Raw genomic sequence first — 21,325 nt, forward strand, 5'->3', positions numbered from 1 at the left:
AAGCGACTTAACCTTACTAAATCCTATTGATAAATTTTAAAACGGCTGCATTTACCTCATTTGTCATTTCAATTGTTGCCCAATGTCCACAATTGGGGAGAACTTCCAAATCAGCGTTAGGAAAGCTATTGTATAGAGCCTTTGACATTGATAGCGGGGTGGTTTTATCTTCGTCCCCGACAATCAACAATACCGGAACTTTCACATTTTGATGACTAATCGCTTTAGCTTCCGCAAGTGCCCGACAAGAAGCTGCATATCCTTCAGCATCATTTTTCAAGAGTAAAGACCTCACTAGACCCATCATTACTTGATTTGATTTGGAGAAAGAGGAGAATCCGCCTTCCAGAATCGCATCTGCAATTGACTCCATTCCATTCTCCCTAACCAAAGTAGAACGATCTGCTAATGCTTTTCTTGCTCCTTCTGGTGGTTCGGTAAATCCGCCGATAAGCGTCAGGCTTTTCACAGCTTCAGGGTAGACTACCGCAAAATGTTCAGCAATCATTGTACCCATTGAATGCGCAACAATGTGTGCGCCTTCAATCATTTCACTATCTAATAGTGCCTTTAAATCTTCAACAAATACTTCAATAGAATAATCTGGATGTGAAACATCGGTTAGTCCTGATCCACGCAGGTCATATGTAACCGTTTTTAAATGGGGGGAACATGCACTTACTTGACTATGCCAAATATTCAAGTCCCCTCCAAGCCCATGGACAAAAACTACTGCATCTCCTGTTCCTTTTACCTCTACTTTAACTTTAATATCTCTAATCAGCTTTCTCATAATATCCTCCAAACTTTGATATATTATCAAACTGCAATTTAAATAAAGACTTTTTATCGCCCTCCCTAAATTGTTAGAATACTCCAATAAATATTATTATATTATTTATTTTTATATTGTCAATATTCAAATAAATAATATAATAATATTTTTTCTCTATCCAATTAAATAAAAAAATCCTAAATTCACTGGAATTTAGGATTCTGAATAGGAACTCCACTCATATATTTGTCATTCAAATTGGAAAACCCCTTTTCAGGGGTTGGAATTTGCCAGAATGGACGCAAGCTCTTCTTGTAGATCATACATCTTTTGCTGGGCGGATTTTTCATCATGGTTACTAATAGCAATAAGTAACTCTTTATGAAACTGTAAGTATCTTTCTGTTGCATATTGTTGTTCCTTGATACTTGTTATTGTAGCGAAACGATAATCTAATTGAACTTTAGACAACATTTGCAACATATTCACAAGAAGTTCATTATTGGAAGCGTCGTAAATACTTTTATGGAACTCATAATCGGTCTGGGCCCAGGCATCCTTGTCGCCTAATGACTTTTCCAGTTGATCATAACAATCTGTTATTTTTACAATATCAGCTTGTGTTGCGTTCTTAGCGGCTAATTTTGCTGCAATAGGTTCAATAGCAAATCCGAGTTCATTCAATTTTAATATAAAATTTCGATTATTCCCCGAATCCGATGCCCAAGATAATACATCGGTATCCCACCATTGCCACTCGGAACGTGGGGAAACAATCGTCCCTAACCTTGGTACGGATTTCACTAAACGACGAGTAGCCAGCGCCTTAAATGCCTCACGTACCACGGTTCGACTAACACCATGTATCTCACTTAACGTTTCTATTTTAGGAAGTGTTTCTCCTGGAATAATATCACCTGTAATAATTTGTTTTCCGAGATCATGAATCAATTGATCTGTTAAATTATAAATTGCCACTAACCTCTCCCCTTTTAAAGTAGAATTGCATATATCTATTTAAAAATAATAAATTTTTTGACAAATAATATTATATTAAGATTTTAACATCCCACTGTCAAATATACAAAGAAAGCTGTCTATGACACTAATCAACTCCATTATATTAATAAAAGTCGTACACTACTATTTATGCGGCAATTTATAATACCTAATACTTTGTTATAAACAAACACCTCGGATATTATACTGGGAAACTTTGTTAATTATTATAAATCAAAAAAATAACCCTTCATACCAATTGGAGTGAAGGGTTACTTATGAGGCATCTTAGAGGTTTAAAGAGGAGAAGTGCGACCCAACTTGCGGATAACACTATTCGATTAAATAAAGGGTTTGATACAGAAAATGAGAACCATTTCAACCCATCTTCTGGGCACGCATTAACTTGTTCCTGAGGTAAAATCACAAAGGTCTGCAAAGTTATTACTGATGGCTTCTATAATTTTTTCCACAGTTAAATCTACTAAAAAAAACCCAAATAATATCTCTCGCTTAATAAAAAATATTAATTAATTTAATCCCTATTAAGGATTCTATCTATTCAGCAATTCCACAATAAAAGTTGTTCCTTCATTTTGTTTACTTCTTACATTGATATGGCCGCTGTGCAAGTCGACAATTGTCTTGACGATTGATAAACCTAGGCCGGTGCCCTCGATTGTGCGTGTACGTGCTTTATCGGCCCGGTAAAAGCGTTCAAATATTCTTTCTAATTCTGGATCATTCATCCCAATTCCAGTATCCTCAAAGGTTACGATAACTGTGTCTTCTTTTTTATCAATAGATATCTCAATGCTGCCATTCTGTTTGTTGTATTTAATAGCATTGGATAGGAGGTTGTCCCAAACCGTATTGAGCAATGATGGATCACCGAAAATCTCGATATCCGGCAATGAGTAACTCAGCATAATCTCCTTGTCACTTACTGCCCATTGATAGTTTTGCACCAATTTCTTCAATTGCAGGCCGAGGTTAAAGGTTTGTTTCTTCATAACATCCTCATTTCTGTCTAATGAGGCCAGAAGCAGCAATTGTTTTGTTAAGGTTGAAAGCCTTTTAATTTCACTGTTAATGATGGATACATATTGGGATCTTTCTTCTTTGCTTATAGAATCAGTTTCTAATAAGTTGGTATATCCTTTTATATTAGACAGTGGTGACTGTATATCATGAGAAATATTCGAAATAAATTCCTTTCTCATATCATCCATTTGTTCCAACTTTCTTGCCATCCGCAAAAAGCTATGGGAAAGTTCCCCTATCTCATCATGGCGTGTCACATCCAGTTCTACATTAAAATCACCATTTGCCAGTGATTTTGTCGCTTTTGTCAGGTTAGAAATCGGTTTTACTAAATATTTTGTATTAATAACAACCATAATGATGGTTAACGTAATGGCTATCCCAAGAATCCATGCAAATAAAATGTGCATCTCGTTGAAGAGGAATTTGATGTCTGGCCTAATAAAAAGAGCAAAGGTTTTTTCATTAAATTTTAATGGCACGCCAATGGTATTATTTAGTTCATTGGCAAAAAAGCCTGTAACAAATTTTCCTCGTGGAAATTGAAGTATACCGTGAAAAATATGGCCGTTTATGACATCTTGTTGTGTTGAAATAGAAAGACTTTTGTTCCTGAAAGGTTCGCCAAAAAAAGTTTTGTTTCCGTTTGTTTCTACTAGGCATATTTGATATCCAACATTAGAAATGCTGTCCAAATACTCTGTCAATCTTATTGTTGGATGACTTTCAGCAAAAGCAGCAATATCTAATGCGACTTTTGTATTTTTATTGTCATTATATGGTTTTAACTTCTGTTGATAATAGGTATTTGAAATGACAAAAGCTAAGAGAAAGCTAATAAACATCATTCCAATAGTTATGACAATAAATTTCACATAAAGTGTTTTCATTTACGGTGGACCTCCAATAAATATCCAACCCCTCGTACTGTTTTTATTTGAAAATCATCCGTTAAGTTAGAAAAACGTTCCCTTAATCTTTTTATATGAACATCTACCGTTCTCGCATCTCCTTCATAATCCAAGCCCCATATTTGTTCAATCAAGTGTTCCCTAGAAAACACAAGTTTGGGATTAGAAATTAAATAAGATAAAAGCTCAAATTCTTTTAGCGGTAAGATTAAGGTACGCTTCTCTACCTGAACTTCATAGCTTTTTTTGTTTATCGTGGTATTGCCAATTTGTAGTATGGCTTCATCCGGCTGGTGGTCATAACGCCGCAGCAATGCTTTCATCCGAAAAGTTAATTCTTTTGGTTCAAATGGTTTGACCAAATAATCATCTGTTCCGGCTTGAAATCCTTGCTCCTTGTCTTCAATTTCACTTTTAGCTGTTAAAAGGATTACTGGAATATCATACTGTTTTCGAATCTCTTTCGTAAGGGTATAGCCATCCATAAATGGCATCATCACATCCACTATCGCTAAATCGCAGGCTGCCTTTTTAAGTATTTCTAATGCTTCCATCCCGTCTTTTGCCTGAAATACATTATATCCATGTTCAGATAAGTGAATATCAACAAGTTTTACTATATTGATATCGTCATCCACAATTAAAATATTTGTCATATCATTTTTTTCTCCTACACTTTTCGCAAAATCTGCCCATCACTCATTTTAATGATATGGTCAGCAAATGAAAGCATTTCTTCGTCATGCGTTACTATTAATGTGGCAATATTGAGTGTCTTTGTTAAATTACTGATTAATGTCATCACATCTTTTGACCTTTTCGAATCCAAACTTGCAGTTGGTTCATCTGCAAAGAGAACTTTCGGTTTGTGGATAATGGCACGGGCAATTGCAACCCGCTGCTTTTCACCGCCGGACAATGAAGAGGGGTAGGCATGTTTTCGATGGTCCATTTCAACCAATTTTAGGATTTTGTCAACTTCTTTTTTCTGTTCCCGTTTTTTTAATTTAGATTCAGATACATCCAACATGAGTAACAGCTGCTCTTCTACTGTAAGAAAAGGCACCAGGTGGGCAAATTGAAAGACGAAGCCAAATTGATGAGCCCTGATTTTCCGAACTTGTTCCGCATTCAGAGAAGTCAAGTTTTTTCCTTCGAAGGTTATCTGTCCATCTGATGCTGGCTGGAGTCCTGCAGCTATGGTAAGAAGTGTGCTTTTACCTGAACCTGATGCCCCTACTAAAGAGGTTAACTCCCCTTCTCGAAGAATAAGATTCACTCCTTTTAGGATTTCTTCCGTCACTTCTCCATTTTTATAAGATTTTTTAACATTATCTATTTTAAAGATCATCTTAAACCTCTCCTTGCTGAATAGCTTGTAATGGTTGAACTGATTTAATTTGTAAGCCGGAAAGGGTTGCGCCAATAAATCCTATTATGAGGAAGACGATCGACAATTGAACTGTTGTTTCAGTTGTTAAACTAAAAGGCATTCCTTTAGGTGCTACCCTAGTAAAAATTTGACTGAGGAAAATGGCTATACTAAGTGCAATGACGGTGATAAACACCATTTGCGTCCACATTATTTTAAACAACGAACTTGTTTTTACACCAATCGCTTTAAGAATACCGTATAAACCAATCTTTTGAACATTCATCATGTAAAAGAAGATTGCAAACAACATTCCGCTAATGACAACTAAAAACCATATAATCATGTTAAGGGACATCTGTTCTGATTTATAACTTGAAATGGTATTAAGGAATTGATGGTTCGAAAAGGATTCCATACTAGAGGATGTTGGTTCTGGGCTCCCTTCCGGTACAAAAATCAACTGCATTTCGGCGGTCCCATAAATTTCTTTAAAATCCTCCATACTGATATAAGCGACAGAGGCATGGCTGTATTTACTGTGTTTAACAAAGCCTTTGACAACAAACTTGCCTTTGAATTGATTATTGGTTAAAGCATCACCAATTTTGATCCCATTATCCTCCATTGACTTGTCGAGTACAATTTCTCCTTTTTCTACATTTATAAACTGCTTCGATTTGGTCGCTGTCACAAAAGCGACACTTTGCTGCTTACCATCACGATCATTCAAAAACCCCATTTGAATGGAAAATGCTGTGGCATCCTTTTGTTTGCTTAAAATTTGATGTTGGATACTGTGGTCAATCCTAGACATGCTGTAGGTCTGATTGGCTTCCTTCGTCATGTAAAATTGTCCAGCCGGCAAATCTTTTATTAGACCTGCACTTTCTTGTGATAATCCATTTGCCAAACCAGATATCATAAACGTTAATAAACTAACGAGAAAAACAATGGAACCTAAAATCATAAATTTTGCTTTACTTTTCTTCATTTCTTTCCAAGCAATATTCATCTTCATTCCTCCAATCTTAATTACACACTTAGTTTAAGTTCGGTCTGTGAACGGAAGATGAACAGAAAATTACAATTGCTAAATTTTTGTTTTCCTGCTCTTTACAGTATAAAAATTTTTGTATGCACAAAAACCGACAATGTTCGAATATGACATTTTGTAGAATGGTAATATAATCCACATTTTTGAAAAAAGTCTGTAATCAATGACACAATTCAATCGTCTAATGCTATAAGAAATAACAGCGGAAGGTCGGTATGGGGGGATACTTTATGGAAAGCACGGTAAACAATCAAGAAATTGAGAAACAACAGGTAAATTCAACTAAGTGGTATGCAAACTGGAGGTTTATTACAGCAAGTATCATTATTATTATCGCGCTTTTCATTTCTGCAGGCAGCTACTATCAGGCAAACCATTTTAATTCACAAATCAAGATTAATGGCATCAATGTCGGTGGAATGACTGCGGATCAAACACTAAAAAAATTTAAAGCAACCGTTTTAAAAAATGTTGTCTATATCGGAGATCAACAAATTTTAGATGGAAAAGATACAAAGATGGTTTTTTCGGATAAGGATCTGCCTGCTATTAAAAAGTTATTAAAGAGCCAGTGGACTTTTTTTCCTTCTTCAAGAGCGAAAGAGTATTTATTAAAACCCCGTAATGAGGATCAGTATCGAAACCAGACGTTGAAAAAACAGGTGGAAGAAAAGCTATTAGCCATGAATCAAGGTTTAAAAGCGCCACAAAATGCGGCGGTACGTTTGGAACAAGGCAAAATTGTCGTCACTAGCAGCATTAGCGGCGAGCAGTATGATGTCGCTAGTCTTTTGAAGGGCTTCGAAAATCACAACTATATTAGTGAAATCCGGCTCAATCCAGAATATATACAGCCAATTAAAGAAGACAGCGAGTTTATACAAAATCAACAGAAAAAGTTTGAAGAATTCCTTGCTCAGACCGTTGATTACAAGGTGCAGGATAAAGTTTTTACGTTAAAGGCAAGCGAATTAATTAAAAATGCATCTATTTCAAAAGATTTACAGATTAAGATGGATGATGCCGGTGTTATTAAGGAAAGAATCACTGAAATTAACATTTCCCAATCAACATTAAATAAGGATTTCAAATTCAAGACCCATTCAGGTTCGGTGATATCAGTTAAAGGGAAAGGCTATGGCTGGGCCCTTGATGTTGAAAAAGAAATACCTAAAATTATCGAAGCTTTTGAAAATGGGGGGAAGACGGTTTCCGCCTCTAATATTTACGGAAATGGCTGGAAGGGTGAAGGCTACGGATATGACACAAGCGCAAACAATGGCATTGGCGATACGTATGCTGAAGTCTCCATTACAGAGCAGCGAATATGGATTTACAAAAATGGGAAATTAGTCGTCACAACGAATGTTGTTACCGGTACGCATGATAACCGTCATGATACATCACCAGGTGTATGGTATATCCTCTATAAGCAATCACCTTCCGTATTAACGGGCAGAGAAAACGGAAAAATCACTTATCAGGTTCCTGTTAATTATTGGGCCCCTTTTACGAATGACGGACAGGGTTTCCACGATGCCAGCTGGCGAGGTAATTGGGCAAGTAATGCCTATCTTGGGGCAGGATCGCATGGCTGTGTCAACACACCGCCAAGCATTATGAAAACCGTGTATGACAATCTCAGCACTTATGAGCCAGTTGTTATTTATTGAGGCACGGAAAGCTGTCCCAAAAGTATGACTTTTTAGGAACAGCTGCCTCTTTCTTTTCAAACAATAATTGATTTATAAAATTAATATGTAAAAAAATAAGAAACGTAAGAAGGCAACGCCCAGTTCACAGACAGGGTTAGTTGCCTTTTTTTAAAATAGTTTGCGTGACGCACCCCACATGTCCAGTATGCATGTGGCAATACATAGGATGCTGGTGAGTTTTTAAACACAATTACTCTTAACCTATAGAACCAAGAATTTTTGGTCCGTAGGGAAACGATAAATGTTATTCCAACGAAATCTTTACAACATCATCCAAATATTTCGTTGTATAATATCCATAAATCTTCAGCATTTTAGGAATCACTTTATCTCCAGTCGTGTTATCTTGTAACGCCATACTTTGAACTGTAGTGAAATAACGGGGCTGCTCGATTTCATCATATACTACAGGGTTTTCATTCATATCGTATTCAATTCCGTTTTTATCAACAAGCACTCCTTCAGAATTCATCTCGATTGAACTAGTTTCATGTTCATCCTCACCCACAATTTCTAAGCGAAGCGACTCATATGCTCGATTCTTAATTTCATGATTGCTTATGACAACATTGGATTGCTGCCCAACTTCCACCTTGTCGATGGAGATTGTACTGCTTGCATATTCAAAGGTTTGAGGATATTCTCGAATACCGTCCAATTCGATAATATATGTGTCTTCAACCGTTAAGTAGACAGATTTGAATTGAATGTTGACCTCTTTTGGTTTTTCCCCCAAAAAAGGGTCAAACTGTGTTTGAAGAGCAGTCCAATTTATATCTTGCTGTAAATCTAAAAAAGAGCTGCCATACATATCAGCTTTCACTTTTTTATTGTTCACTTCCAGATTGTCAAAATTAACAAAGTTTATCCGCTTCTCTGGGTGTTCATTATTAATTGCATATTGCAGAATCGTCGCAGTTGGAGCAATGGTTAGTTTATTAAATCGAACCGGAATCCCCTCTACTTCTTTATCTTCATTCAGTGCATATTCGATAGAGGGCTTTTTTGTAACAGGGATCTCGAAGCTCCACTTCCCAAATCCATATTCCTTTTCCATATCAGTCCTCAAAGCATTCCGATCAGAGGAATCACGAATCAATTTCTGAAGCATTGTGATCTTGAGTTTGATTGTCCCCTTTTCAGTTGTAAGTGGCGGCAGACTTATCGTCCCTCGATACAAGTTCTTTTTTTCGTTATTTACATCCGATTTAAAGTCATAGGGATAGTACCTTGGATATGTTTCAGGACCCATGATTTCATGTTCGTTCTCCACAGAAACCCCATTTTGATAATTCATCATATATTGATTGTCTTTTTCTATATCTTCTATTTCATAAAAAACAAGCGTCTGAACATCATCAGCAATCACGCTCTTGATCTTAATTTTCACCCCATTGTTTTCCGCTTCGAGGTTCAGCCTTTCACCCAGGCCCTGTTGCAAAAAGGCACGCAATTGCGGATCTTCTTCTGTCCATGTATAGTAGAGGTTGGTAAAAGCCCCTGTAAACAAACCTATACCTATTAATAATGCGAAAGCACTTGCAAAAACAAGTACCATTCTTTTTCGTTTCTTGTTCTTCAGTTGTCTGTGCTTCTCCTCTTCTGCCAGCCTAGCTTTGATGTTTCCCATGAAACCAGGTGGCACATGGAAATCCTCAAGCCTTTCAGTAAGATTTAACAGAGTTAACATGACATCCTGGAATGTTGCCAAATCCTCCTGACAGTCTTGACAATGATAAATATGTACCTCAAAATCAATTTTTTCCGACCGATCTAGTGTTTTTTCTAAGTAATCGATGTAATCCTTATGAAACTCTTTACAGCCATTAACGTTTAATCCGTACCCCGTCTCTTTTCTAAGTGACTGAATTCCAGAAAACAAAAGCGCTTTTATCTTTTCCACTGAGACTTGGAGAAAATGTGCCGCTTCTTCATGGGAGAATCCTTTTATATATGTAAGGACCACCGCTTCTTTCTCATACTCTTTCAATTGATTTAGCGCTTTAAAGAAATCCTTTTGTTGTTCACTTTCCTCTGAAGCTTGTAAACTTCCATCATGATAAAGCTCCCGGCAGGTATGGATGAACATGGATGTAGCCCACTTTTCGAATGATGTTTCACTTTTAAATCGCGGCAATTCCTTGTGGACTTTTATAATCGACCGGTAAAAAAGCTCTTCCATTTGCTGCTGATTACTAAGATAGGACAAACCAAGTATGTAGAACGATTGTTTATGCTGATCGAACCAATCGACGATCGATTCCACGCCTTTTTCTCTTTTTGTTATGATTGACATGGAATCTATTATTTCTGGGATCATAAATGTGTTTTCCCCTCTTCACTTTAGCAATTGACTATAATTTACCATTAATTATATCGGATTACGCACTAAATATATAGTTATTATCCGGCATTTTAAACAAACAAGAACACCTGCATTTTTCTGCAGATGCTATATGATGGATATTATTTATTTTGCCAATAAACATTTTCCCGTTATACATAATCGTCGTGCCTTTCACCATTAACAAATCACCGAGCTAAACGTTTTTCTCATAGTTTTTAATAACACGTAAACGAAATAATTCTCCTTGTATCAACGCCAAAAATCATCCAGGATATACCATTCCATCTGAAACCAGCAACAGATCTTGGACCTACGAAAATGGGATAAAACCAAAATCCTTCACCATTGCTGAGCCAAATAAAAGTATTACGAAACAGGCACAACCTAATTGCTCCTGGATCTACAGCAAATGGTGAAGCAACTGCTTGTTGAGGAATAAATGGTGGAGGAGGAGCAGTTGGAGCTTGTGGAATTTGTGATCCTGGTAGACCTGGAAAACCTGATGGTCCCGTAAACTCAGGTCCTGGAAAGCCCGGTAAACCTGATGGTCCTGGCAACGAAGGCACTGGTAAACTTGGAAATTGACGCTCCAATTGCTGATCATTATTTAAAAAGGAGTATACTGTCTGATTATACATTTAAAAGATCACCACCTTATCTTAAAAAAATCTCTAAAGTATTTAATAGATACAGTCATATCTTTTAACCACAGAAACAAACTGCACCAACAATGATTAATAAAATAAACAGCACTACTATGATTATAAAATCACCGCACCCACGTGCAGGAAAACAATCTGCATAAACAGGAGCTGCATAGGAGTAAGACAATGGAGGTTGGGGAATAAAATTTACACCAGAAGTAATTGGTAATGCATTTGGAATCGGTATTGCATTTGGAATCGGAAAGGCATTATCCATTTTTACACTTCCTTTCAAATGTATGGAGAGCTAATACGCCATTACACTATATATTACACTCAAAATGGAAATTGGAGCCCGTCTTTATTTAATTAAAGAAAGAAAAGGTAGTTTCATTGCCTGATTGGAGTTTAATAACTAGCAAAAAAATAAACCCTTCATACCAACTGGTTGAAGGGTTTATTACTTGAGAAGGCAACGCCCAGAGGGTTAGTTGCCTTTCTTTAAAATGAGTTGCGAGATACACTCCACATGTGCCGTCTGCGGAAACATATCTACCGGCTGGATATACTTAACCTCATATTTAGAACTTAAGGTTTGGATGTCTTTTGCCAACGTCGACGGGTTGCATGAGACATAAATGAGTTTTTCTGGCTTTACTTGCAGGATGGTTTGAAGTAGTTGACCGTCGAGGCCCGTTCTTGGCGGATCGACTACGACGACATCTGGTTTCCAGCCTTTTTTGACCCATTTTGGCAGGACTTCCTCTGCCTTTCCAGGTACATATTTAGTATTGGTAAATCCATGGCGCTTCGCATTTTTCTTGGCATCCTCAATCGATTCAGGGATTACGTCCATACCTCGGATTTCTACAGCTTGATTGGCGAGCCATAACCCAATGGTTCCGACTCCACAATAGGCATCCACCACTTTTTCCTTGCCAGTTAGCGCCGCCGCTTTTTTCACTTCGTTATAAAGCTTGATGGTTTGAACAGGATTTAACTGAAAAAAGGTTCTAGCGGATAGCTCGAATTGCAAGTCGCCCAATGTTTCTTGAATAAATTCTTCGCCTGCGAGCGGTACTGTTTCCTCGCCAAAAATAAGCGATGTTTTCTGGCCATTAATATTTTGGACGACGGATTTCACATTTGGCAGCCGTTTTTGGATTTCTTCAATGATAATCTCGATTTTTGGAATTTCTTTTTGTGAAGTAATTAGCACAATTTGAAGTTCCCCTGTTTGCACCCCTACGCGAGTGACAATCGTTCGGATGATTCCCTTTCGTGACTTTTCATTATAAATAGGGATTCTTAATTCTTCTAAAATTTGCTTCACTTTTGCAGTCGCTTCATTTGTTAGCGAATGCTGTACTGCACACTGCTCAATGTCAATGAGTTGGTGCGAATTAAGTCCATATAGTCCGGCAAGGACCTTGTTATCTAGTTGAGCAACTTGAAAACTGCTTTTATTCCGGTAGCCCCATGGATTCTCCATGCCAATCGTCTCACGAATATCAAGCTTGTCGATTGCCAGCTTCGTATGGCGTTCTAGAGATTGAATGACAATGTCACGTTTTTCTTTGAGCTGCTGGTCATAATGCAGATGCTGAAGCTGGCAGCCGCCGCATTGATCATAAACCGGGCACAGCGGCTGCACTCGGTACGGGGATTTAATCCGAATCTTTTTGATTTTCGCTTCAGCAAATTTAGGGTTTATTTTTGTTGCCTCTACGACCACCTCTTCACCTGGGAGAGCACCCGGAACAAAGACAACTTGTTTTTTAAAATAGCCTACACCTTCGCCGTTAATGCCAAGTCTTTTTATCGTTAGTGGGAATGTTTGATTTAATTGGATTTTGATTCCTGGTTCTGTTTTCATTTTTTCACTCCAAATTTTTGGATAAAGCTTGAGTTCCATTTTTATTTTCCCCGTATTATAGCATGATTCACAGAGAAAAACCGAATTGCTGACGAATTCGGCTTTTTTGTGTATTATTTTTTCTTTGTTAAATCGTTTAGGCTTTTGAATTTATAGCCTTTCTTTTTCAAATCTTGGATTGCTTTTTCAAGTGCATCTGCGTTGTCTTTCGAGACGGAGTGAAGCAACAGCACGCAGCCCGGATGGATTTGTCGCATAATATTGTCGTATGAGTATTGCCACCCTCTTTGCTGGTTAACATTCCAGTCAACGAAAGCGAGTGACCAGAATACGTGCGTAAAGCCCTCTTCTTTTGCAATTAGCATCGTTCTTTCGCTAAAAACCCCACGCGGCGGACGTAAATACTTCATTTTTTTTTGACCCGTTAATTCTTTTGTTCTTAGTTTTACACGATTGAGCTCGTCGCGGATTCTTTCATTACTCACCGCTGTGAAATCAGGATGATGCCAGGAATGGTTACCAATAATATGCCCTTCATTAACCATTTGTTTTACAAGTTCCGGTTGTGAATTTAAAAAATGCCCCGTCACAAAAAAAGTGGCAGGTACCTTTTCCTTTTTTAAGACCTTCAGAATTTTCGGAGTATAACCATTTTCATAGCCGCTATCGAAGGTAAGGTACAAGGTCTTTGAGTTAGGATCGCCTTTGTAGAACGCTCCATATTTTTCAAGAAGCTGATCATACTCCGCTCCTGCATCTGCCGGCTGTTCATTTACCGCTTTTTTGAATCCCCAGTGAATTGGTTTATTGGGTACTGCTGCGTATGTAACATTCGGTATTAGTAAAAGCAGCATACTAAGGATGCCTAAAAATTTTTTCATCTATGTTCCCCCTTTTTTTTAGTGTTTGTTTTATGGGGGAAAAACATTATTAGCATATTAAGGAAATGGCTGTGACTGATGGTAGATTCGCCCTCTTTTTGTACCTGTATTGGGAAGGTGTAAGGAAGGCAATCTTGATGTTGTTGTTCTAGAAGAAGGCATTTGAAGAAATTTCCGTATTTCAGGATTGCTAAATGAGGGTTTTACCAGCAGAAAATAATCATTTATCCCGTTTAAAAAGGCATCTTTTGAATACAAAAGGCATTTAGGGCATATCCATTTTCCTCTTCTATATTCCATAGGTATGTGCAAGCATCTTGGACATTGAACCCCTGTGATTATTTCATCTAGTATTATTTGAAAAAATTTTAGTATATCAATCCTTTGAGGAGTATGTAGTGATAATAAAAGATTTGTCACTTGGCAAATTGTCTTTTGATTAATCTTTTTTTCACTATATCTTTCCTCTAGCTCATTGATTCTATTTAATAAATCATAGGCTTTTATGACTTTTCGCTCTGCTTCTTTGTAGTTAGGTCCGATTATGACTTCAGTAGACGGTTTACATACTGCGACAAGATTTTCTATAGGAATAAAAGGTATTTTATTTTTATCAAATAAAATTCTTAATGAAATTTTGTGCCGATTCACTTGCGCTACTGGATTTTCATATATCTCTCTATTTTCCCCATATTCATGGATTAATTGATTCTTCTCGAATTTTAATATTCCTGAATGATTTTTAGCATCAATAATGAGAATGAGCTTTTGTGAGAAAAGTAGCGCGTCGATTTGGAAGAAGGTAGTTCCTAATGGGAGGCGGAGACCGTAAAAAATGTGGTATTTATGTTCCGGGATTTGATCTAGATAATATTTTAATGTTTTTTCTCCATTATATCCCGATTTTAAAATTCTTATTTTGGACTTGATATCCGGGATTTTCTCATGGGTTTCTGTTACCCTTCTTTCCAAGGCCTCCGCTTGAAGTAAGAAGGTGGGGGGAACTAAATCCTTTTCATTCAAAATTCTTTCCTCCTTAATTGTTTTAGGAATATCTTCAATAGAAATTCTGGAAACTCCTACCCGTTTTAAGCAGTTATTTTGACATATTTGTGTCTATTTCTTTTTATGAAAAATTTCCGCTGCTTGTTAGACCAATTTTATTAAAAATAATTTGAATTCATGCAGCTTATTACACATTTTTAGTTACTTACGACGTATTTTTAGCTGCTTACGACATATTTCCGGTCACTTATTACCTATTTTTCTAAACTTACGACATTTACTGGATATTAATTGGTAATTACCTCGAACCTCGAGAACTCACGACGTACTTTTCCCCACTAACGACATATTTCCGGTCACTTATTACCCATTTTTCTAAACTTACGACATTTACTGGATATTAATTGGTAATCATCTCGAACCTCGAGAACTCACGACTTACTTTTCCCCACTTACGACATATTTCTGGTCTCTTACTACCCATTTTTCTAAACTTACGACATTTACTGGATATTAATTAGTAATCACCTTGAACCTTGAAAACTTACGACATATTTTTAGCCGCTTACGACGTATTTCCGAGCACTTACTACCTAATATCTCTAAACTTACGACATTTACTGGATATTTCTAGAACCCACTTCTCTCAAATTTCCAATTATTTAATCCAATTAAAGGACAAAAAAAGGATAGGCGCCCAACGCAGCACGCCTATCCTTCTCATCATCCTATTTAAAAACCGCTTCCTTAAACTGCGCTAATTTTTCTAATGATGATTTATCTACGTCTGCGTGCAGGCTGTTGCCGTGAGAGTCCATTGTCACTACGGCTGTAAAGCCCTCGACGCGAAGGTGCCACATTGCTTCAGGGATACCGAATTGCATCAAATCAACGCCTTCGACCCCTTTAATGCAGTCCGCGTAATATTGAGCCGCTCCACCGATCGCATTGAGATAAACGCCGCCATGCTCCTCTAATGCTGCCAATGTCTTAGGTCCCATGCCGCCTTTACCAATCACAGCGCGGATACCGAATTTCTTCATGATGTCACCTTGGTAAGGCTCCTCGCGAATACTAGTCGTTGGACCGGCAGCCTTAACGTGCCACTCGCCAGCCTTGTCCTTTAACATTACCGGGCCGCAGTGATAGATTACCTGCCCATTTAAATCAACAGGTGCTTTATGATCGCTTAAGTATTTATGAATCGCGTCGCGCCCGGTATACATTAAGCCGTTAATTTGAACAACATCTCCGACCTTTAACGAACGAATTTTCTCTTCTGTGATTGGTGCCTCTAATGTAATCACGTCTTCAGTCCTAGAAGCAGCCGTTTCTTTTTCAGCCTCACTAGCAGCAAAGTCAATGAACTCACCATCTTGGTACATCCATTCATTGATTTCCCCGCTAGCAGCGTCAACGCTCACCCCTAAACGGCGGAATGCCCAGCAGTTGTAAGCAACAGAAACATAGAAGCTGGCCGGAATCCGGTTCATGACTCCGACTTTACAGCCAAGCAATGTTGCCTCGCCGCCAAAGCCCATGGTGCCGATTCCTAATTTATTCGCATTTTCCATCACATACTCTTCCAACCGGCGAAGGTCCTCATTTGGATTCACATCTTCAACCGAACGGAATAACTGTTCTTTTGCTAAATCATAACCTGATGAACGGTCACCGCCGATACCGACACCGATAAATCCTGCGCTGCAGCCTTGTCCTTGTGCTTGGTATACCGAATGCATGACACATTTGCGGATGCCATCAAGGTCGCGGCCGGCACGGCCTAGCCCTTCTAACTCGCATGGCAGACTATATTGAATATTTTTATTCTCACAACCGCCGCCTTTTAAAATCAAGCGGACATCAATGTAGTCTTTTTCCCATTGATCAAATTTAATAACCGGGACCCCCGCACCAAGGTTATCACCGCTGTTTTCACCTGTTAGGGAATCAACTGAGTTTGGACGCAATTTCCCCTCTTTCGTGGCAAGCACGATTGCATTGCGAATGGCTTCTTTTAAATCTAATTGATTGACACCGACCGGCGTTTTTATTTTAAAAGTCGGTAACCCTGTATCCTGGCAGATTGGCGACACTTGGTCATCCGCCATTTTGATATTGTTTGTGATCGTATCAAGGCTCATTGCGGCACTAGTGCCGGCATTTTCCTTTTCCTTTGCCGATAAAACTGCCCGGCGGACATCCCTTGGAAGTTTGGTAGAAGTTTCAACAACAAGCTTGTACATGCTTTCTTGAAATTTCGCGATATTCAATTCGAGTACCCCTTTCCCTTTGTTCCTCTAAGTAATCTATTTTAATTTTACAACATTTTGCACGGTTACATTATACTCCTATAGCCATTAGAATTAAAGGATTTGCTTGAAAACGAATACATGTTAGAATACGGGGATTTTTAAGCAACAAAAAAGAGCCTGTTATTATACAGACTCACTCACTTCACGATTATTAAATTCCTTGCATTTTGATTCCATATCATCAAGCATGGAAATTAAGCGGTCAATATCCTCAAGATCCGTATCTTCAGGATCAATGGCATCGAGCACATCTATGAACATATTTAAGCGTTGTTTTAAAAAGTCTACTTGTGAATTTTTATCTTTTATCGGGATACCCAACTAATTTCTCTCCTTTCATTTTCTCTTCCATCCTACCGAAAGAATGAAACTTTGACAAATTTTTTTCTATATGAATAAAAGACCCCTGCATGAGGAGTCCTAACTTACTAATGAACAATTCTCGAATCTTACCTCGGCCGCTCTGAGGCGAGAAAGCCAAAGGAAACAAAATCCTGAACTGGAATCCAGGCACCAATTCCCTGTGAGGTAACATTTTTTATTACGATAGATTTTTTATTGCCTTTAAGCATTAAATAAACTTCACCGTAAGTCACTTTCCCTTTTTCGTTTACACCAGGTGCATAGGCATACAAGTAGCCTAAGCGATTTGCCGGGATGTTATAAATATGGTCATTCTTCGTGCCTGAACCGATAATCGTTTCAAATGATAGCGGAAGCCGGGTCTTTTCCATCGATTTTAGCAGCATCATCTTTTTGACATCTTCCGCATTTGGGATTTTCGCTGTGAGACCGCCTCTGATAATTTTTTGCGATTCCTGAACATACTTAATTTGATAAGGTACTTTACCGCCTCGATTATCAAAGTAATTCGTATTAATTTTTTGGAACTCCCAGTTTGGTGATGTCTCAGCGGACTCGTAATTCAATGGCCATTGGCCTAAGTAAACAATGGCCCGGTAGCCAAGGGCAAACGGAGTGCTGTTTATACTCGACTCATTCAGCATCCGAATTAAATCCGGATTTTCAATTTTGACCCTCGAAGAATTGATTAACTTTTTGGTTAAATCGCTTGGCTGCAATAATGGTACGTCCTGTGTCGAATTCGGATAGGTATTCTCCTTCGAAATGTTCCGAACAGAGGGTGGCACCTGATATTTTACTGAGCTTTTTTTCTCTGGCGCTTTTTCAGCGAAAGCGGAGGGAATAAAAGTGAGCATTAAAAGCAGTGGCATGAGGACAGAAACCATTTTTTTCACTATGTTTAACTCCTTTCACTAATAACAATACTAAGTCTGTTATTAGTTTTTTCGGAGTTGATAAATATTATCCATTCCTCTTCAATATTTCGCCTCAGATATTGATAAAAAGAAATGAAAATATAATAATCTGAACATTTACAAAATTCGATTTACCATTTATAATATAAGTAACCTTTCAAAAAGGAGGGCTGTAATCAATCGGCTAACCATTTATTTAAATTCCTTAAGGAGGTTGGGATTCTCGTATAATATGACATTCAACACTCGTGTTTTCCTTGTTACGAACTAAACATGAAGGTTGGTGATGGATGATCCTATAGAGAAGCGATTGATTTTTCCCCATAATAAAATGTGCTGTTTCATTATAGCACACCAATTAGAATTAAACTGTACATTGTAAAAATTGAAAAAAGTAAAAAGAGACTCTAAGCCAGCTTGGCTCAGAGTCTTTATTTTTTTGAAGAAATGGTGCCTAAAGTAAGAAAAACCCAATTCCCATTATTACATAGGCCGCTATCAGTGTTAGGCCTTCGAACCAATTGGATTCGCCGTCGTTGGAGATGATGACCATCAGGAGTACTGATGATACCATGGCGATTAGTTCCTGCCAGCTAAAAAGTAGCGGCATCGATTGATCAAAGAAAAGGGATATGAGGACAAGCACGGGTAGTACGAACATCGCCACCTGCAGGGTAGAGCCGATGGCGATTTCCACCGCCACATCCATTTTATTCTTGTAGGCCATTAATACTGCGGATGCGTGTTCCGCTGCATTTCCCACAATGGCGACAATAATCACGCCGATAAACAGCTCCGTCCAGCCAAAGGATTCCGCCACAAACTCAAACGTATGAACCAAATGCTCCGATATGTAGGCGACAGCAATTGTTGCAATAAAGAGAACTGTGATAGCCTTCCCTTTACTCCATTCCGGTACTTCCTCTTCATGGTCCTCCGTTTCCCCGCTAGGCTGATAGACACCGCGATGGGTAACAAGTTTAAAGAACAAGGCCGCCAGATAAAGAACAATAAGAATGACCGAAATCCCGATACTCAATGAAATGGTTTTCGTTTCGTTCATATTCATTGAAAAAACTTCTGGAATGACGAAGGCAATCATCACCGCAAAAATGAGCAGTCCCGAATTATGACGGGCATCAAAGACATTAAATTCTTGGCGCTTATATTTAAGTCCGCCGATAAAAAACGAAAGCCCTGCTACAAGAAGTAAATTTCCTAAGACCGAACCAGTTAACGAGGCAAGAACAATCCCTACAAGTCCTGCTTTAAGGGAAAAGATAGAAATAATCAATTCCACTGCATTTCCGAAGGTTGCATTTAGCAGCCCGCCGATTCGCGGACCGGCCACAATCGCAAGACTTTCGGTTGCCCGACCCATAAAGCTTGATAACGCAATAATGGTGATACAGTAAAGAATAAATAGAATAATACTCGGCCAGTGCATTAGTGTCCCAATGACCGAAAGTGGAACTCCAATGAAAGTCAGGAGCATGAATATTTTGTTCGTCATCGCGTTCCCTCCACAGATTATTTTTGAACCGCTTATTTTTTCTCCTATCTTTGTTGTTTCCCTTTATTCTGATATTTGCCTAGAAAAACTTATGATAACTAGGCAATTTTTTTCTTGCAAATGCAGAATATTCTCGTTACCATCATTTAGGACATATATTTTTTGATGGAAAGTAGAATTGAGGAAGTTATATGAATAAACAATATTTTCGTTTCTGGATACTTGTCAGTATTGTCGCCATTTCTGGCTTTTCCCAGGGGATGCTCCTGCCGCTTATCGCGGTAATATTTGAAAAAGGCGGTGTTTCCCCTTCCTTAAACGGGCTAAACGCGATCGCTCTCTATATCGGCATTCTTCTTGTTTCCCCATTTATGGAAATGCCGCTAAGAAAATACGGGTATAAACCGATCATTATATTCGGCGGTGCACTTGTATTCGTCTCACTTGCCTTATTTCCATTATGGAAAACATTTTGGTTTTGGTTTGCCTTACGATTGCTAATCGGCATTGGGGACCATTCCTTGCATTTCGCCACCCAGACGTGGATCACATCCTTTTCATCCGCTAAGAAGAGAGGTCGGAATATCTCCTTATATGGCTTGTTTTTTGGAATTGGTTTTGCAACGGGACCGTTAATGACGCCATTGGTTAATGTGAATGAAGCCCTGCCCTTTATTATCTCATCAATTGTTTGCTTGGCAGGCTGGCTGTTTGTCTTTTCCTTAAAAAATGAACTTCCAGAACAAGTGGTAAAGATTAATTCATTCTTGGCAACGATAAAGCAGTTTAGAAGAGCTTTGAAATATGGCTGGGTCGCCTTCCTGCCGCCATTTTCCTACGGTTTTTTAGAATCATCGTTAAATGGTAGTTTCCCCATTTATGCCTTAAGAATGAATATTGATGTTTCTAGTGTCTCGCTCGTTTTGTCCGCTTTTGCGATTGGCAGTATTATTACCCAGCTGCCGTTAGGGATATTAAGTGATCAATACGGTCGGCGAAATATCTTGATGACCGTCCTTTTCCTTGGATTTTTCAGCTTTACAGCCGCTAGTTTTCTTGAACATTCTTTTATCGGCCTGTTTATCGCATTCCTGATCTCCGGGATGGTCGTTGGCTCTACTTTCTCGCTTGGCATCAGTTATATGACCGATTTAGTACCGAAGGACCTATTACCGACTGGAAATTTATTATGCGGCATCTTTTTTAGCCTCGGGTCCTTAAGCGGGCCAATCATCGGCGGCCTATTTATTAAATTCTTGCAAAGTGTCAGCTTCTTCTACATTATTAGTACGATGCTCTTAGCCTTATCATTCATTATCTTTACCTTTGGCAAGAAGAACCAAGTGGTACTCGAACAACAAAACTAATAGAGAAGCAAATTGATATCTAACGAATAATATGTATGGTAAAATAAAAAAAATATTGAAGTTTAGAGAATTCTGCTGTCATCACTATGGTGACAGCTTTCGTGTTTTTTAGGGGTATTGAGGTTGATTATTCTTCTCAATTCCCAATAAGTTTTTTTCTTCTTTCAATTTTTTCTATATATCAAATGATAATAATTATTAATTATAATTAACCAAACTTAATG

18 protein-coding genes are annotated in these 21,325 nt (G+C 38.2%); 2 read left to right on the plus strand and 16 right to left on the minus strand.

Annotation, left to right across the window (positions count from 1 at the left end):
* Positions 1 to 16: 16 nt before the first annotated feature.
* The 6 genes from AA980_RS24145 to AA980_RS24170 form a co-directional block, all read right to left on the minus strand.
* Positions 17 to 793: an alpha/beta fold hydrolase gene (locus AA980_RS24145; protein ID WP_024029711.1), complete on the minus strand. Its 777-nt coding sequence runs from the start codon at positions 791 to 793 to the stop codon at positions 17 to 19.
* A gap of 255 nt (positions 794 to 1,048) precedes the next feature.
* On the minus strand, positions 1,049 to 1,753 hold the full coding sequence (locus AA980_RS24150; protein ID WP_024029712.1) for a FadR/GntR family transcriptional regulator: 705 nt from the start codon (positions 1,751 to 1,753) through the stop codon (positions 1,049 to 1,051).
* Between the two features lie 575 nt (positions 1,754 to 2,328).
* A complete protein-coding gene (locus AA980_RS24155; protein ID WP_024029713.1) occupies positions 2,329 to 3,708 on the minus strand; it encodes a sensor histidine kinase in 1,380 nt (459 codons plus the stop codon).
* Positions 3,705 to 4,385 (minus strand): response regulator transcription factor, encoded by a 681-nt coding sequence (locus tag AA980_RS24160; protein ID WP_024029714.1) that lies wholly within the window; start codon positions 4,383 to 4,385, stop codon positions 3,705 to 3,707. Before AA980_RS24160 ends, AA980_RS24155 begins: the two co-directional genes overlap by 4 nt.
* 14 nt (positions 4,386 to 4,399) lie before the next feature.
* Positions 4,400 to 5,080, minus strand: coding sequence for an ABC transporter ATP-binding protein (locus AA980_RS24165; RefSeq protein WP_024029715.1), 681 nt, complete (start codon positions 5,078 to 5,080; stop codon positions 4,400 to 4,402).
* Position 5,081: 1 nt separating this feature from the next.
* Entirely contained in the window at positions 5,082 to 6,116 is a 1,035-nt protein-coding gene (locus AA980_RS24170) for an ABC transporter permease (protein ID WP_024029716.1), read from the minus strand.
* 272 nt (positions 6,117 to 6,388) lie between these two features.
* Here AA980_RS24170 and AA980_RS24175 point away from each other — a divergent pair, with 272 nt between their 5' ends.
* Positions 6,389 to 7,831, plus strand: coding sequence for a L,D-transpeptidase family protein (locus AA980_RS24175; RefSeq protein ID WP_024029717.1), 1,443 nt, complete (start codon positions 6,389 to 6,391; stop codon positions 7,829 to 7,831).
* 286 nt (positions 7,832 to 8,117) lie between these two features.
* On the opposite strand, the gene AA980_RS24180 is transcribed toward AA980_RS24175, so the two are convergent.
* From AA980_RS24180 to cax, 10 genes are all read right to left on the minus strand, one after another.
* Positions 8,118 to 10,193 carry a DUF4179 domain-containing protein gene (locus AA980_RS24180; RefSeq protein ID WP_024029718.1) on the minus strand — a complete coding sequence of 692 codons (2,076 nt, stop codon included), beginning with the start codon at positions 10,191 to 10,193 and terminating at the stop codon, positions 8,118 to 8,120.
* A 242-nt stretch (positions 10,194 to 10,435) separates the two neighbouring features.
* Entirely contained in the window at positions 10,436 to 10,858 is a 423-nt protein-coding gene (locus tag AA980_RS24185) for a collagen-like protein (protein WP_024029719.1), read from the minus strand.
* A gap of 64 nt (positions 10,859 to 10,922) precedes the next feature.
* A complete protein-coding gene (locus tag AA980_RS28205; protein WP_024029720.1) occupies positions 10,923 to 11,141 on the minus strand; it encodes a YjcZ family sporulation protein in 219 nt (72 codons plus the stop codon).
* A 210-nt stretch (positions 11,142 to 11,351) separates the two neighbouring features.
* Positions 11,352 to 12,740 (minus strand): 23S rRNA (uracil(1939)-C(5))-methyltransferase RlmD, encoded by a 1,389-nt coding sequence (rlmD, locus tag AA980_RS24195; protein WP_034724592.1) that lies wholly within the window; start codon positions 12,738 to 12,740, stop codon positions 11,352 to 11,354.
* A gap of 113 nt (positions 12,741 to 12,853) precedes the next feature.
* Positions 12,854 to 13,621 (minus strand): delta-lactam-biosynthetic de-N-acetylase, encoded by a 768-nt coding sequence (gene pdaA, locus AA980_RS24200; protein ID WP_024029722.1) that lies wholly within the window; start codon positions 13,619 to 13,621, stop codon positions 12,854 to 12,856.
* 57 nt (positions 13,622 to 13,678) lie between these two features.
* The gene (locus AA980_RS24205; protein ID WP_024029723.1) at positions 13,679 to 14,644 is read right to left on the minus strand and encodes a nuclease-related domain-containing protein; all 966 of its coding nucleotides are present in this window, start codon (positions 14,642 to 14,644) and stop codon (positions 13,679 to 13,681) included.
* Positions 14,645 to 15,354: 710 nt separating this feature from the next.
* Positions 15,355 to 16,899 (minus strand): fumarate hydratase, encoded by a 1,545-nt coding sequence (locus tag AA980_RS24210; RefSeq protein WP_024029724.1) that lies wholly within the window; start codon positions 16,897 to 16,899, stop codon positions 15,355 to 15,357.
* Between the two features lie 165 nt (positions 16,900 to 17,064).
* The gene (locus AA980_RS24215; protein WP_024029725.1) at positions 17,065 to 17,262 is read right to left on the minus strand and encodes an SE1561 family protein; all 198 of its coding nucleotides are present in this window, start codon (positions 17,260 to 17,262) and stop codon (positions 17,065 to 17,067) included.
* 128 nt (positions 17,263 to 17,390) lie between these two features.
* The gene (locus AA980_RS24220; protein ID WP_407937485.1) at positions 17,391 to 18,191 is read right to left on the minus strand and encodes a YfkD famly protein; all 801 of its coding nucleotides are present in this window, start codon (positions 18,189 to 18,191) and stop codon (positions 17,391 to 17,393) included.
* Positions 18,192 to 18,675: 484 nt separating this feature from the next.
* Positions 18,676 to 19,734 carry a calcium/proton exchanger gene (cax, locus tag AA980_RS24225; protein ID WP_024029727.1) on the minus strand — a complete coding sequence of 353 codons (1,059 nt, stop codon included), beginning with the start codon at positions 19,732 to 19,734 and terminating at the stop codon, positions 18,676 to 18,678.
* 191 nt (positions 19,735 to 19,925) lie between these two features.
* Between cax and AA980_RS24230 the strand changes: the two genes are divergently transcribed.
* The gene (locus AA980_RS24230; protein ID WP_024029728.1) at positions 19,926 to 21,101 is read left to right on the plus strand and encodes an MFS transporter; all 1,176 of its coding nucleotides are present in this window, start codon (positions 19,926 to 19,928) and stop codon (positions 21,099 to 21,101) included.
* Positions 21,102 to 21,325: the final 224 nt, after the last annotated feature.

The organism is Neobacillus vireti, assembly GCF_001026695.1.
Classification (GTDB): domain Bacteria; phylum Bacillota; class Bacilli; order Bacillales; family Cytobacillaceae; genus Neobacillus; species Neobacillus vireti.